Below are 14,347 nucleotides of genomic sequence, written 5' to 3' on the forward strand. Positions count from 1 at the left end.
CACGGGATCCTTTCGGGGCTCGCGTCGTCGAGAAGTGGAAGATGGGATCTTTTCGCTCAGAAATAGGCTCCACAACAACGATGCGCACGAGCGCACCGCGAGACATCATGCCGGGGGCGCAGCGAGTCGCTCCCGGAGTTCCCGGAACTTCGGAGCCCACGTCGTCGGCCCGAAGTTGGGATGCGACAATTCGAAGAGTTTGAACGCGTCGCGCGCCGCAGCCGGATCGGACTTCAACATCAGAATGATCGAACGATATCTCGCCTCGAACCAGCCGAGCTGATCCTCACGCAGACCGGAGACCAGCAACTTCCAGCACTCGAGCGCTGTCGCTTCATCCCCGACCTGCTCGCTCATTTCGGCAAGGCGGCGCAGGCTGGATGTGAACCGCCCTCCCTGCTCGTACATCGCCCGATCGATCCGCAGCGCGAGATCCCGAAATTGACTTCCACCCGTTTCATGAAAGACAGAGGCTGCCGCACCCGCGACCTCGTCTCGGAGCGCGTTTGCGCGCGCGTCGAATTGCTTCTGATCGTCCAGCGATCGCACGACATCTTCTCCAACGGCCACGATGCGCCGCGCCGCTTCGACATCGGTCGGCGCCGCATGGAACGCTTCGATGGCACGCCGAAGCGCAAGCAGCCGCGCGCTCTGAGCGAATCCGGAGGAGGATTCTTTGAGCGAAAAGATCGCCGCTTCCAATTCGGAATCATTCCCGGCGCTAACCGCGAGTTGAACGCGGCGAAACGCGAGTTCATCAACAAGGTCCGAGATCGGGAAACCGCACAGTTCGGCGACGCGCGGAATCTCGATAAGCAAACGCCTCGCACGCTCCGCATCCGGCGTTAAAAGTCCGAGAGCCGCTTCGAGTTGCTGACGGGCGATGAGGATGGCCCGCTGCGCCTGCGTCTGGCGCCGTGAACCCTCCGATGCGATCGCGGCGTCTCGCTCCGCCGGGTACACCTGATCCGAAATCTCGAGGAATCTGGTGAGCGTCTCGTCCCGATCCGACGGCGCCGCGCCTCTTGCGATACGGAAGAGAATCGTTGAAGCCTGAACCCTTGCTTCCTGCCAGAGAGGAGAACTCTCCGGGACGCTGAGAAGCGATTCCACGACTTCCTTGTCCGAGAACTTGCCGATCCCTGCGCGCTTGAGCAGAAGGCGCGCCGCCTGCTCTGTTCTCGGGTATGTCGAAACAAAGAGCACCGCCGCCCCGTCCCTCCGATCGGCGAGGTCCTTCCTTCCGGATTCGAACGCGCGATCGAGCGCCACGACCTCATACCAGAGCGCTTCGCGACGGGAATCGTCCTGCTTGGATCGGCGCGCAACCTTGGCGAATTGATCCGCTGCCTGGGCAAAATCGCCCGCGTAGAAGAGACTCATCCCCGCGTTGAGCGCAGCTCTCTCGGCATCGGACTCAAACGCCGAAGCGTCCGGCGCCGATGCGGCGGCGTCGAACAGCGCCGCGGCACGCCGATAAGCGCGAACAATTTCAGCGTCAGTAGCCGGCTCGCTGTCCCGACCGACATCGCGGTGTTTCGCACGCGCGGAATCAAATTCCTGCAGCGCCCGGACGTATTGCGCGATGAATCCTTCGGAAGAAAGCGCGCCGGTCCCGAATCGCTTGGATAGCGCCACAACGTAACCGGTTTGCCCGCGCGAGATGAGATCGGCGAGCGCCAGTCGACCGAGCTCCGTGCGCACCGCCTCGCCTCCTGGTTCGGGGCCGTTCGCCCCTTCGAGCGCGACGACCGCGAGAAGGACGGCCTCGGCGGTTTCCAGAGGTGCGGTCACTTTTCCCTGCGGAGCGCGTGTTCGCCGCACCCACGCCGCGAGTTCGTTCCAGCGCGAGCTCGGACCCAGAACCGCGATTCTCCGCGAAAGGAGCTGCGCACGGACGCTGGCGGGCACGTTGTCCGCCGTCGACAGCTCGTCCAGCCAGCGGAGCGCCTCGGCATCGTTTCCCAACAACGCGAGGCACGTCGCGGTTCCAAGACAGGCCCGGGCGATATGCTCGTACGAGAGCAGAGAGCGCGGCAATCTATCCAAACTTGGAGTCTTCTTGTCCGGCGCGTTCAGCAGTGCGCCGAAGTGAACCAGCGCTTCGCCCGCAGCTTCCCGCTCACCGGTCAACTGGGCGATGTAGCAGTCGCTCCATCCTGCGTAGTAGTGCGCCAAGGACTTGACGCGCCTCGCATCCTGCAGCTGGCGCTTGGCGTCTTCTTCATCGGCGTAGCTGAGATCGCCACGGGCGTGGATCTGATCATCGAGTGCGCGTGCCTTTGCGTTGGCGGCTTGCGCGATCTCGGAAAACTCGATCGCGAGTCGCTTGAGCGAAGCGATAGCTTCCGCCGCATCGGATTCGGTGCCCAGCCGCAAACGCTGGCGCTCGGCAACCTGTTCGGCCGAGAGATACTCGGCCTTGAGCAGGTTGATGCGGAGTGCCGCGAGTTCCGGACGCGGATTGTCCTTGAGCAGCAAGCGGGAGCGTTCGCGAATGGCGGCACGTTTTTCGGCCGGCAGCGATTCCAGCAGCGTTTCGTACGCTGATGCCAGATCCGAAAGAATGCGGGATCGCTCGGCCCCCGAAGTGGAGAGCAGCCGCTTTTCGAGCGAATAGACACGCATCGTGAGCAGCCCGCGCTGCTTGAGATACTCGTCCAGCGCTGCGTCGTTGAGCGCATGATCCGGCGTCGGGGCGGCCAGCCTCGCACCGGCCACGGTGGCCGCGAGCAGAGCCGGGATCACAGCAGGAATGAGATCAAGGAGTCGGCGCATAGCTCACACGATCGAATCCCGCGTCTTTCGCGGCTTGCATGGCGGCGGCGATATCGCCCACAAATGTGTTCGCGTCTGATCGAACGATTAGTCCACCCTGCTTGGGAGATTGAGCGAGGGCGACCACCAGCGCGTCGAACGACGGCAGGTCACGCTGCCCGATTCTGAACACCACGCTGGATCCGGCGCGAGCCACACGTAGTGAGACCGGCGGCAGATCGGGCGCCTTCGCGCCGGGAGCAGCGGCCTTCTCGAGTCCCGCGGAAATCCGAGATTCCGGCGCCGTCAGAGTTCCGGCGAGCATGAGATAAAGCAGAAGGAACAAAACAATGTCGATGAACGCGACGAGCGACAGCCGCGGGATCGATCGAATGCCTCGCTCCTCTGATCGGCGGAAGTTCAAGGCTTTGACCCTCCTCCGCTTTCGAGCGAAGAGGCGCCTCGCGACCGGTGCGCTTCACCGGTCGTGGCCAGCCGCCAGCTGTCCACCCCTTCGGCGCTGAGCGCACCGGCGAGTTTCTGCAATTGCGGCGCGGGCGTCGATCGATCGGCCCGAATGATGACGTCGAGAAAGTTTCCTGTGCGTTCAGCACGCTGCCGGTCGATCGCCACCATCGTCGTGAGGCGTTCCAGCGGATAGTTTCGTCCGGCGACCGAAAGCCGGCCGTCTTTCTCGAGATCGATGACCACCGCCGCGTCCGCCGCCGAATCCGGTCTTGGATGGGCGTCGCCGGGCTGACGCGGAAGGTCGAGATCGCGCTGGGCAATTCGCGAAAACTGCGAAGACATCATGAAGAAAATGGTGAGCAGGAGGACGACGTCGATCATCGATGTGATGTCGAAGCCGGCTTCGGGCATTTCTTTGTTGCGGTTAAATCGCATTTCGATTGGAACAACAGATCAGGCGACTTCCACGGGTTCGGGGTTTTCGCTCGCGATTCGCGGAGACCGTCTCTCAGAGCCCGGGGTGCTCAGCGTCGCCGCGAGGTCTTCCACGATTTCGCCAACAGCGGCGGCAAGCCTTTCGACGCGCCGGCGAAGGATCGTGTACAGCACCGTGCAGGGAATCGCCACGAGCAGCCCCTGCGCCGTCGTCACAAGTGCGAGCGACATGTAGTTTGATAGTTCGTTCGAGCGAGCGGCGCCCTCGAGCTGGCCGATCGTCGCGAACGCCCCGATCATGCCGATCGTGGTGCCCAAAAGCCCCATCATCGGACCGATGGCCGCGATGATGGCGATGCCATCGGTAGTACGGATCAGCTTTTCAACCTCTTTCGTCCCGGAATCTTCGAGCGCTGTTCGCAACTCAAGAAGCCCGAAACTGGAGCGGGAACATCTCGTGAGCGCGGCCGCGAAGGTATTGGCCAGGAAGCTCTTGTTCTCGTCTCGCCTGCAGAATTCGATCGCCCCGGCAGTGTCGGCGCGTTGGAGCCGTTCCTCGAGCCCGAGCACCACTTCGGTCGGCGCCATCACCGACATGCGCACCTTCAGAAGATGCGCGATCAGCAGCGCCACCGCCACAATCGAGAGCAACACCAGCAGGTAGCCGATTAATCCGCCGGCCTGGATGTACTCGAGCAGTGAGCGGCGCGAGGCGCCGGCCGCGGCCTCAGCCAGAGTGAAGGGAAATCCTCCGAACAATGTCATCACGGCTCCTTCGCGGACGAATCCGGGGTTGGGGTCGGGGCTGAAACGGGGGCGGCCGGCGATCCGGCTGAAACCTGCGCAAGAGCGCGACGGACCGCCGCAACTCCCGGAGAATCCAGAATGACATCGCCGACGAAGCGCCGCTCGAGATCTTCGAGAACCGCACGCGCGCCTTCAAAATCAGAAAGCACGACAAGTCCGTGCGCGGCGCTGACCAGAGCCAGCGATACTCCCGCGCCGAGCGGCAGGGAATCCGCGGGGCGCGACGCGATCCAGAAAAGATTGAGTATGCCCGAGCGCCGTTCGTCGGCGCCCGGCTCGAGTAGCAGCGATCTCCCAAGCGCAAGGCGAATCCAAATCTGCTTCCACATCGGCACATCGGATGCCAGGCGCGACGAAAGCCGCTGTCGCGCCTCCGCTCGAACCATCGGATCCTCCGATTCAGCAAGTACCATCTCTCCGGCCAAGTTCGCCCATCCGGGATCCTTGAGGGCAGAGGAAGGGTCCAGTCCCCATGCCTGTCCGGTGTCGCGCCGGGCCGCGACCGTGTAGATCAGCACCAGGTCATCGCCTGTTGGATGCGTGACGGGCTTTCCCGAAGGCACGACCGCTTGGGCCGCCAGCCCCCGTACCGCCGTCGAATCTGTCCAGATTGGCGGCATCGCTTCAATCCAGATTCCGGAGCCTTCAGAAATGCCGAGTCGGGATCGCTGGATGGCAAGTTGCTCAGGCGAAACTTGACCAGCCTGCCGCACCCATTCGGTCCAGGGTTCCACGGCGGTCGCGAACGCTCCGCGATGCGCCCGGCAGGCGGCGAGCCCGGATGCGACCTCGGCACGCGTGGGGCCAGAGACGCCGCTGGTGCGTGTCCACAGCTTTTCGAACAGCGGTTCGGCGCCCCCTTCGTCTTCCCGGCTCAATCTCGCGCTCGCGCGCCAAAGGTCTGTTGCGAGCGCGCGCTGCTCTTCAAACTTCAGAGCAAGAGGACCCGTCACCGCTCGAACCTGCGACAGGGACTCGACCCGGCTCGGCCGACCCCGCTCTTCAGCGATTGTGACTCCTGCGGGCGAAACATCGGAGATCGCCATGCGGGCGCCGCTACGGAGCTGGGCGAACGAATCCTCGGCGCGGGCTCCGAATGCGGTCGCTCCGCACGTCACGAGCAGCAGCAACGACCGAATCATGGCCTTGCTCCGGAGATGAAGGTGTAGGTCCCCCTGGACTGGGTCGCGATACGGCGCATCTGCAGCTCGGACTCGCGGCTCATGAAGGCGATGCAGTGAATCGGGATTCGAGGAGAATTCATCCGCGCGATCTCATCCGCCACCGAAGCGTCAAATTCTCCGTCGGTCATGAAATAAATCGCGTCGGGCCTCGGCCGCAGTTTGAACGCGGCGCGGAATGCGTTGATCGGGATCGTCCCGCCGCGCGGATTCAATCCGGCGATGCACCGTCGTGCCCAGCGCTTTCTCTCCTCGATCGCCTGCGACCAGTCGCGCGCGTTCCCGAGCGGCGTGGCATCGTCAGAAAACGTGAAGACCGCAAAGGTTGATGTCTCGACAAGATTCTGAATCGAGCGGACGAGTTGAGCGCGGAGAGCGTCGATCTTGCCGCCGACGCTCATGGACCCCGACACATCGACAATGAAGACAAACCGACTGCCCGTGGCCTCGACACCGAAAAACGAGGCGCCGCCGCCGCCTCCTCCTAGGCCCAGACCGTCCCCCATCGCCTCGTTGGCGGACACGTTCCCCGCGCCCGAGAGAGCGCCCGATTCCAGATTCTCGGTTTGAGCCAGCGATGGATCACGCGGCACATCGAGCGGTTGCTCCGGGCTCATCTCCCGAAGTTCCGACGCAAGGTCGCCGGACGACGGCGTCGAGATCTCGATCGAACCCGCCATCAGGTCGCTCAACTCGGGCCCTCGCATCAGCGCAAGCCCCGGCGGTTCGTCCGGACCGGCTGAAGCTGTGCCACCGATTCCGTAGAACACGCGTGAAGAGATCAGCAACCCGACAAAGTGAAAGAGCAGCGACAAGATCAGCCCGACGAGCAGCGCCCGGCGAGCGAGCCGGAACACCAGGTGGGATGTCGGCTCGGCCGCAACGGCTCCGTCAGCAGTCGTCAGTTCTGATTCTGGATCGAAGACCTGCTCCATGGAATGGAATTATGGCTTCACCGGAAGCTTCCGCCTGTGGGGGTACAGCACCAAGGCCGCCTTCCCGCGACTGGCCCAGGCTCCTGACTGTTCCACAAACCAGAGCGATTGGTTGCTTTCGAGGCAAGAATCGGCATCGGAAGATCGCCCAAAGTCAAGAAAAACTCGACTTCGAGGACCACAAGGGCCGCGCAAGGTTGACGCGCGAAGCCCCTTCGGTTTCAATGCCCGGTTCGAACGATCAAGGAGCGACGATGCCAATCAAGGAAGCGCCCCGCAAAGTGACAGGCGCAGGGACCGGGTCAGGCGGCTCGGGGAAATACAAGCGAGTGCTGCTCAAACTGAGCGGCGAGTCTTTCTGCAAGCCCGGCGGATTCGGGATCGGCTCGGAAGAATTGCACTGGATCGCGAACGAGATCCGCGAAGCCGCCAAGCTCGGAACTCAGATCGCGGTGGTTGTCGGAGGAGGCAACATCATCCGCGGGGCGCAACTGGCCGAAGCCGGACACATTCACCAGGCGACAGCCGACCATATGGGCATGCTGGGCACGGTGATCAACGCGCTCGCCCTCAAAGAGAAACTCAAGGAGCTGGGCAACGAGTGCCGCGTGATGTCGGCGATCGAGATACGCGCGGTCGCCGAGCCGTTCATCCGGGGGCGTGCGCTGCGCCACATGGAAAAGGGTCGGGTCGTCATCCTGGCGGCGGGCACCGGCAACCCGTTCTTTACGACCGACACCTGCGCCGCGCTGCGCGCGACGGAACTGGAATGCGAGATTCTGCTGAAGGCGACCAAAGTAGACGGCGTCTACACCGCCGACCCGAAAAAAGACGCAACCGCCAAGCGATTCGAGACGCTCTCCTTTGCTGACGCTCTGGCAAAGCAACTGAAGATCATGGACATGACGGCGCTGGCGATGTGTCAGGAGCACGAAATTCCGGTTCTCGTATTCGACTTCAATAAGAGCGGAAATATTGCGCGCGTGATCAGGGGCGAACAGGTCGGCACGCTTGTGACCGTGCGGTAGACACGCGGATTCGCTACGATCGGGCATTCCGGAGTGAACACCAATGAGCGACCCAGACACCATCCTGCTCGAAACTGAAGAATCGATGTCCAAGGCGCTCGAGTACCTCAAGAGCGAGATCCGTGGCATCCGGACGGGGCGCGCCAGCCCGGCAATGGTCGATTTCATCAAGGCGGACTATTACGGCACGATGACCGACCTGAAGAGCCTCGCGGCAATCAGTGTTCCCGAGCCATCGCAGCTCCTCATCAAGCCGTTCGATGCCGGATCCGTCGGCGCGATCAAGCAGGCGATCGAGGCTTCGGGCCTGGGCCTGAATCCTCAGGTGGAAGGAAAACAGATCCGCCTGATCATCCCGGCGCTCTCGTCCGAACGGCGCACGCAATTGTCGGCCAAGGTCAAGAAAATGGGCGAAGAGCAGAAGACGGCGATACGCAATGTCCGGCGCGACGCCAACAAGCACGCCGAGGGATTGTCCAAGCAGGCCGGAGCGCACTTTCCCGAAGACGAGATCGAGACGCTGAAGGAAGAAATCCAGAACCTGCTCAAGAAGTACGAGGACGAGATCGACAACCGCGTGGAAGAAAAGGTCAAGGAGATTCAGACCGTTTGATATCCATGCGGACTTGGAACCGCTTTCACGGAAGTTATTCGACAAACGCCCTGCAAATGCAGGGCGTTTTCTGTTTATGACGACACAAGAATCTTGAACTTGCGGACCGCGCGCAGGGAACCTTGCAAAGTTCGTCTGCGCATGGCATTGTGAGACTGACTACGAGAGTCTCGAAGAGCGGTCGGGGGTGCGCTTCCGTTTCGGTGCAGCCGACCGAGCTTCAGGGAAGGGGAAAAAGGGATGACACCCGTTATACGTGAAACCAGGCGCTTCGGCGCCGGCGCGATCGCCGCGCTCGTGTCGATTTCTGCATTCGCAACAAGCGAAGCGTTGGGCTCGCTCTCCGACCCGGCGATTTCCAACAAGATCAATAGCCGGATTTCCCGGCGCGTGGATGCCATCAATACCGGCAACTACGGCGCGCACCTGCCGGGAGCGCTCGTGATCCTGTCGCCGACGCTCTCTCCTCAGCTTGAAGCCGCAACCCTCGAGCCGTTCAACCCGGGTCCGGCCGGACTTGGAGGCATCGCGCCGACGAACAGCTTCGACGCCAATATCGTCTTGCAGCGGGGCACGGCGGACGACGCCTGCCGCGTGATCTACAGGTCTGATTTCGATTCTCCCCTTCAGGAAACACTGCGCGACGAGTGGTCGTACGGCGATGTGCAACAGGCCAAGCAGGGCCGTCGATTCCTGGGCACGATCGGGAACGGCTCGACGACGCTGACCGTATCTCAGGCTCCTCAGAACGGCGACTACATCATCCAGTTTGACGTGCTCGCGTTGGGAAACTGGCGCGGGAACACCACCGGAAACGGCGCTCCCGAGGTGTTCGGCGTCCGCGTGGTCGATGGTCCGACACTCACCGAAACGAACTTTGCGACCGCTCCCGGGACCATGCAGGCTTATCCGGACACCGTCGGCCGTTCGAATTTCGAAGCGGGTTACCAGGCGGTGGAATCTTTCAGCACCTCCGACGGTCAAACCGCGACCGTCTACCGCCTGACCTACCGCTTCAACCGCACAAATGCCGCGGCCGAAAACGGAACCGACGACATCCGCATCGAATTCTTTGCGCGGGGGCTCTCGAGCAAAGAATCGCCGGAATGGGGCCTCACCAACGTCGTGCTCGCGCTCATTCCCGATTCGGGATCGCAAGGTGGCGGCGGCGGCTCCGGCACCAATCAGTATCACGGCGAATGGGGCAACCCGTACGTCGCGGCGTACATCCCCAATGACTTTGGAATGATGCCCGCGACCGGATCAAGTCCGAAGTCGTCCTCGAGCGCCGATCGGCAAGTTCCCGCACCCGGCGGTGTTGTCTTGCTGAGCGCCATTGGGCTTCTCGGGGCCAGCCGTCGCCGGCGCTGAGCCGCCTCCCGAACCTCGATCAGGCGCGCAGCCCATGCAAGCCACTATTTGAAGAGCTCGCGGCAGAAGCCGAGATCTTCGGAAGTCATCGCGGGATCGGATGCGCCCTTGAGGTTGCAGGCCGCCTGTCGAGAGTTGCGGAATCCCGGAATCGTGCTGCATACGTGTGGATGAGCGAGCACGAAGCGGCACGCCGCGGAAGAGAGCGATTCGACCGAATTGCCGAATCGCTCCTTGAGCTTCGCCATTTTCGGCTTGAGTTCCCGCAGCGCCTCCGGAAGCATGTCCTTGCGGTTGTTCCGATAGTCGCCCTCGGCGAACTTGGGCGGGTTGTCGGGATCAAACTTGTCGAGCAGGATTCCCTGATCCAGCGGCCCGAATCCGACGAACGTGGACCCGTACTTCTCCATCAGAGCGGGCACCTTCGCCCCCGGACGGATGAATTGGTCGTAGCGCATGTTCGCCTTGTTCTGGAGAACATCCGGCCGTACGACGGGGATGGCGCGTTCAAAGTCCTCTTCGGTGTACGCGCTCTGCCCCACCGCCCTCACCTTGCCCTCTTTAACGAGCGCACGCATCGTGTCCGCCGCCTCCTGCAAATAGTCGTGCTCGCGCCCGTCCACGGTCGGACCGACAAACGTTCCGTGATGGAAGTAGTAAATGTCGATGACGTCGGTCTGCAGGTTGCGAAGCGACTGTTCGCACTGGTGCCGGATGTTTGACGGCTCGTACGCGTTCGCGGCAGTTCCCTTGAAGTGACCAACCTTGGTCGCGATGACCTGATCCTGCCGCTTCACGCCGAGTTTTCGAAAGCAATTGCCGAGCGTGCGCTCCGCGCGCCCGTTTCCGTAAACGTCCGCATTGTCCCAGTGGTTCACGCCGGCATCGAGTCCGACCTTGATGCCATCGCGGATCTCATCCTCGTTGACGTCCGCCCAGCCGATCGGTTGTCCGTTGGATGTGGACCAGTTCGGACCACCCATGGTCCAGCAGCCGAACCCGATTTCCGAGACCTTGATTCCGGTTTTCCCGACAGTGCGGTAACGCAATTCGCGCTCCTCCGTTTATTTGAAAATGAGGATCCCGGGGTGCATCAGGAGCACCGGTTCACGCCGGAGTTGGAGCAAGCCGTCCATGGCCTCTGAAATCTGACTCCAGGCGCGCTCTCCGACAACGCTCGTTCCGATCCGTCGCAATTCCGCGAGCGCACTCGGCGTCGCCGGCGCTTCCGCCGAGCCAAAGGCATTCTCGATCATGTCCGCAAAGGATGGAGGTTCGGGGTAGTCGACAACCTCGTACGTCTCGAGATTGAGTTGCTTGCTGAGATCATCGAGCGCATCCCGCAGCCCTCCCACCTTGTCAGCCATTTTCAAATCGATCGACTTCTGCCCGGCGAATAGCCACCCGCCCGCGGTCTTCGACAGATCGATTCCGTGCCGCCCCTCCGCGACCCGCTTCTTGAACAAATCGAATGTCTCGGTCATCTTCGCGCGCACGAGCCCGAGCTGCTCGTCGGTCCACGGCGTCGTGGAGTCAAACATCCCCGCCATCGGGCCGCGCGAGCGGCTGGTCACGTGCACTTTCAGATGGTCGTAAAGCCCGCCCAGGCTGATCTTGCCCCCGACGACGCCGATGCTGCCGACGATACTCGAAGGGTTCACATAAGCCCTCTGACCGGCGCTGGCGATGTAGTAACCGCCGCTGGCCGCCATGCCGCCGACGCTGATCCACACCGGCTTCTTGGCCGCGACGCGCTTGAGGCCCTGCCAGATGACCTCGCTCGCGACCGCGCTGCCGCCGGGAGAATCAATCCGGACGATCACGCCTTTGACCAGGTCCTCATCGAGAATGTCCTCGAGCGCGTTGCGGACCGTGCGGCTGCCGACGCTGCGATCGCCGCTGAACCCGGCCTTGGAGTCGCCATCGACGATTGTTCCGTCAATGTGCAGGATCGCGATGGAATCCTGAGTGATCTCCCGCTTCTGCGGCTTCATGATCGTCGAGAGAATCGTAAAGGGATTGGCCGAAGCCAGATCGACCTCGTCCCGCGCCGCGACGAGATTGACGGTCTTCTGCGAGTCAAGCCCGCTCTTGGATGCAACGTGCTTGAGCAGGTCGGGCAGGTCGAGCTGCGAATCAACGAGCCCGACCGAGATCGCGTCCTCCGAATCCGCCATCCACGCCTTTTTCATCGCCGCGTCCAGTTTCGCGTCGTCCATCGAGCGGCCTTCTTTGATGACCGCTCGCTGATTGGCGTAGAGACTGTCGAGCAACTGATCGATGTTCTCGCTCCACGGCTTGCTGGGCGAGCTCCGCGTCATCTGCTCGTTGGCGCCTTTGTACTCGCCGATCTGAACCAGATCCGCCTTCAGGCCCGCCCACCCGAGCGTGTCCGCAAGGAACATCTCTTCCATGTGCATGCCGGGCAGGGAAACCGGGCCGGCTTTCTGAATGATGATCTCGTCCGCGTAGCTTCCAAGAAGCAGATCGGTCGCGTCGTAGCTCTCGCTGAAGACCGATACCCGCTTGCCCTTCGCACGCACCCGCTTGATCGCCGCACCGAGTTCTTCGGTCTGCGACATCGTCAGCTTGGCGTCTTTGAGACGGATCAGCACCGCCGCCACATCGTCTCGGTCGACGGCCGAGTCGATCGCGTCGACGAGTTCGCGGAGTGTGGACCCGCTCTTTGCGCCGAAGAACGACATCGGGCTCGAGCGAGCCGGGGGAGCGCCCTTGATCTCCAAGTTGCCGATTCTTCCCTTGGAGTCGGCGCCTCCGCCGAGCGCGAACGCGCCGGAAAACATGGAACCGGCGAGCGCAGCGGCGAGAAGGACGCGGACCGAACGATGTGCAAAAGCCATGAGCAACTCCCTTTGCGGTGCGTGACGAATCTTTGGCGGTCCGGTGCCGCCCCTCTCTCTGCGTCCAATGAAAAAGAATCGCTCGCGATCGATCCCTTGGCACGATGCCGCTCATTTCATCCGTAGCCGAGACGCTCGAGGTCGTCCTCGTCCAGCCCGAATTGGTGACCGATTTCGTGAAGCAGCGTGATCATGATTTCTTCGTAGATCACGTCGTCGGCCTCGGGCTGATCGAATCCTCCCGCGAGCCCGATGATCCCCTCGCGAAAAATGTGGATATCCGAAGGCATGTCGCCGGAGCGCTCGACCGATTTGTCCGTGTTCGCAACGCCGGAATGCAGGCCGCACAGCGAAGTCGCGTCCTCCTCGCTTGCCGGGTCCAAGCCGAACTCCCGGAGCATCTCCGGCGTCGGGCGGTCGAGCGCGACCACCGGAACCTCGTCAAGGAGTTTGTGGAGCGCGGGAGGAAGCTGAGAAATCGCCTCCTCGAGAAGCGCATCAAACCGATCGCGGTCGCGGGAATTCAACACAGGTTCAGGATACGCGCGAGCTGGACGTGCTCAGAATGGAACCAGAGAACTGTCCATCGGTCACCGATTCGAGCGAGATGGGCGGGCTGAGCACGGCGGGGATGATGCGAGTGATGTCCACCACGACCCCCGCAATTCCGACCGTGAGAAACATCGATCCGACCGCAATGAGAACCGTCCCGAGAACCTGCGCGATCTGCTCGAGCCCGCCGCTCAACTGCGTCCCGACGAGGTGTATGGAATCTCCGATCGCAACCACCCCGAGCGCCCCGACCATTGCCAGCATCGTCTGGCGATCCACCTTGCCCGAACGAAGCAGCATCGATCGATGGACAAAGAGGCGGGCGTTCGGCCTCAGGCACGCAATGATGATCATCAGCAGCAAATCACAGATGAGCCGAACGGCCGATCGTTCGACGCTCAACTGACCAAGCGCGAGAAACGGCGTGGGCGAAACCGCATCGATGCGTGTGAGCACGATGTGGTACGCCAGCGCCAGCGGCAGATACAGCAGCACGCCGACCACCGCACGGGCGATGCCGTCCGCTGCGATCTGGGCGTGCGGCTTGATCAGTGCGATCGCACCGAGACCCGAGAGCAGCGTCGCGATCACCGCGGCATCCGACACCCAGCCCGGAGCCGGCCGCCCCGCAAGCTCCGAGGCTCGGACGCACCAGATGCACAGCGCCGCAAACAGCCCGCAAAGAGGCCACGCCAAAAGCCCGATCGATGTCAGGCGCGGAAAGTAGATCGGCTGAAGCTCGGTGGCGTGTGGATCGACCTTGGCGAGAATCGTGCCGCGGATCGACATCCCGCACTCGGGGCACCTCGCCCGGATCGAAAGTCCACGCAAGTTGTACTTGCAGCGCGCGCAGCGCAGATCGCCGGTCAGTTCCTTGGCAAGCAAGGGCTGGCCGTCCGGCACCGCATCAAACGCGGCGGACTGATTCGAATCAAACGTGCTTTCCAAGGCTGTCCGATGCCTCCGCACTTCCCGACGCGCCTTTTCCTGCCCCGCTCAACGCCGGAAGTCGTATTGTGTCCTTGTCGAAATCCGAACGGAAGTGTAATGCAAAGTTCGAACCCTAGCATTGAAATCCCGGGAGATTCGCATGGCAAGGCTGGTCCGGCACGAGCAGACAGGTCCAATCAAGATCGACCCGGCAACCTGGCCGAGAGATGAGCACGGCAACCTGAAAACGATTTTCGTCTGCGCGTGCGGCCTGTCCAGCAAATTCCCGCTTTGCGACGGCACACACAAGTCATGCCGCGAGGAACCGGGCAGGCTTTATACCTATGACCCGGTAACCAAGGCCGTGATCGATTCCATTCCCGAAAGCGAAGCCTGACGCGACACGATC

General features: G+C 62.3%; 14 protein-coding genes. 4 read left to right on the plus strand and 10 right to left on the minus strand.

Features of this window, described 5'->3' with window-relative positions:
- Positions 1-105 precede the first annotated feature (105 nt).
- The 6 genes from KF691_09920 to KF691_09945 are packed head-to-tail and all read right to left on the minus strand — an operon-like array spanning position 106 to position 6,583.
- Positions 106-2,778, minus strand: a complete 2,673-nt coding sequence (locus KF691_09920) for a hypothetical protein (GenBank protein ID MBX3389756.1) — start codon at positions 2,776-2,778, stop codon at positions 106-108.
- Complete coding sequence (locus tag KF691_09925; GenBank protein ID MBX3389757.1) at positions 2,762-3,181, minus strand: biopolymer transporter ExbD; 420 nt, start codon at positions 3,179-3,181, stop codon at positions 2,762-2,764. Before KF691_09925 ends, KF691_09920 begins: the two co-directional genes overlap by 17 nt.
- Positions 3,178-3,660 carry a biopolymer transporter ExbD gene (locus KF691_09930; GenBank protein ID MBX3389758.1) on the minus strand — a complete coding sequence of 161 codons (483 nt, stop codon included), beginning with the start codon at positions 3,658-3,660 and terminating at the stop codon, positions 3,178-3,180. Before KF691_09930 ends, KF691_09925 begins: the two co-directional genes overlap by 4 nt.
- A gap of 18 nt (positions 3,661-3,678) precedes the next feature.
- Positions 3,679-4,425, minus strand: coding sequence for a MotA/TolQ/ExbB proton channel family protein (locus KF691_09935; GenBank protein ID MBX3389759.1), 747 nt, complete (start codon positions 4,423-4,425; stop codon positions 3,679-3,681).
- On the minus strand, positions 4,425-5,609 hold the full coding sequence (locus KF691_09940) for a hypothetical protein (protein MBX3389760.1): 1,185 nt from the start codon (positions 5,607-5,609) through the stop codon (positions 4,425-4,427). The genes KF691_09935 and KF691_09940 overlap by 1 nt, the downstream gene beginning before the upstream one ends.
- Complete coding sequence (locus KF691_09945) at positions 5,606-6,583, minus strand: VWA domain-containing protein (GenBank protein MBX3389761.1); 978 nt, start codon at positions 6,581-6,583, stop codon at positions 5,606-5,608. The genes KF691_09940 and KF691_09945 overlap by 4 nt, the downstream gene beginning before the upstream one ends.
- A gap of 254 nt (positions 6,584-6,837) precedes the next feature.
- Here KF691_09945 and pyrH point away from each other — a divergent pair, with 254 nt between their 5' ends.
- From pyrH to KF691_09960, 3 genes are all read left to right on the plus strand, one after another.
- Positions 6,838-7,611, plus strand: a complete 774-nt coding sequence (gene pyrH, locus KF691_09950; protein ID MBX3389762.1) for a UMP kinase — start codon at positions 6,838-6,840, stop codon at positions 7,609-7,611.
- Between the two features lie 43 nt (positions 7,612-7,654).
- On the plus strand, positions 7,655-8,224 hold the full coding sequence (gene frr / locus KF691_09955) for a ribosome recycling factor (GenBank protein MBX3389763.1): 570 nt from the start codon (positions 7,655-7,657) through the stop codon (positions 8,222-8,224).
- Between the two features lie 240 nt (positions 8,225-8,464).
- A complete protein-coding gene (locus KF691_09960) occupies positions 8,465-9,595 on the plus strand; it encodes a hypothetical protein (protein MBX3389764.1) in 1,131 nt (376 codons plus the stop codon).
- Positions 9,596-9,639: 44 nt separating this feature from the next.
- Here the strand turns inward: KF691_09960 and KF691_09965 are convergent, their stop codons facing one another.
- The 4 genes from KF691_09965 to KF691_09980 form a co-directional block, all read right to left on the minus strand.
- Positions 9,640-10,644 (minus strand): aldo/keto reductase, encoded by a 1,005-nt coding sequence (locus KF691_09965; GenBank protein ID MBX3389765.1) that lies wholly within the window; start codon positions 10,642-10,644, stop codon positions 9,640-9,642.
- A 15-nt stretch (positions 10,645-10,659) separates the two neighbouring features.
- Positions 10,660-12,456 (minus strand): S49 family peptidase, encoded by a 1,797-nt coding sequence (locus KF691_09970; GenBank protein ID MBX3389766.1) that lies wholly within the window; start codon positions 12,454-12,456, stop codon positions 10,660-10,662.
- A 116-nt stretch (positions 12,457-12,572) separates the two neighbouring features.
- Positions 12,573-12,986, minus strand: coding sequence for a metallopeptidase family protein (locus KF691_09975; protein MBX3389767.1), 414 nt, complete (start codon positions 12,984-12,986; stop codon positions 12,573-12,575).
- A gap of 4 nt (positions 12,987-12,990) precedes the next feature.
- Positions 12,991-13,956, minus strand: coding sequence for a hypothetical protein (locus KF691_09980; GenBank protein ID MBX3389768.1), 966 nt, complete (start codon positions 13,954-13,956; stop codon positions 12,991-12,993).
- Positions 13,957-14,098: 142 nt separating this feature from the next.
- Between KF691_09980 and KF691_09985 the strand changes: the two genes are divergently transcribed.
- On the plus strand, positions 14,099-14,335 hold the full coding sequence (locus KF691_09985) for a CDGSH iron-sulfur domain-containing protein (protein MBX3389769.1): 237 nt from the start codon (positions 14,099-14,101) through the stop codon (positions 14,333-14,335).
- The last annotated feature ends 12 nt before the right edge of the window (positions 14,336-14,347 follow it).

The sequence above is a fragment of the Phycisphaeraceae bacterium genome (assembly GCA_019636555.1).
Lineage (GTDB): Bacteria > Planctomycetota > Phycisphaerae > Phycisphaerales > UBA1924 > JAFEBO01.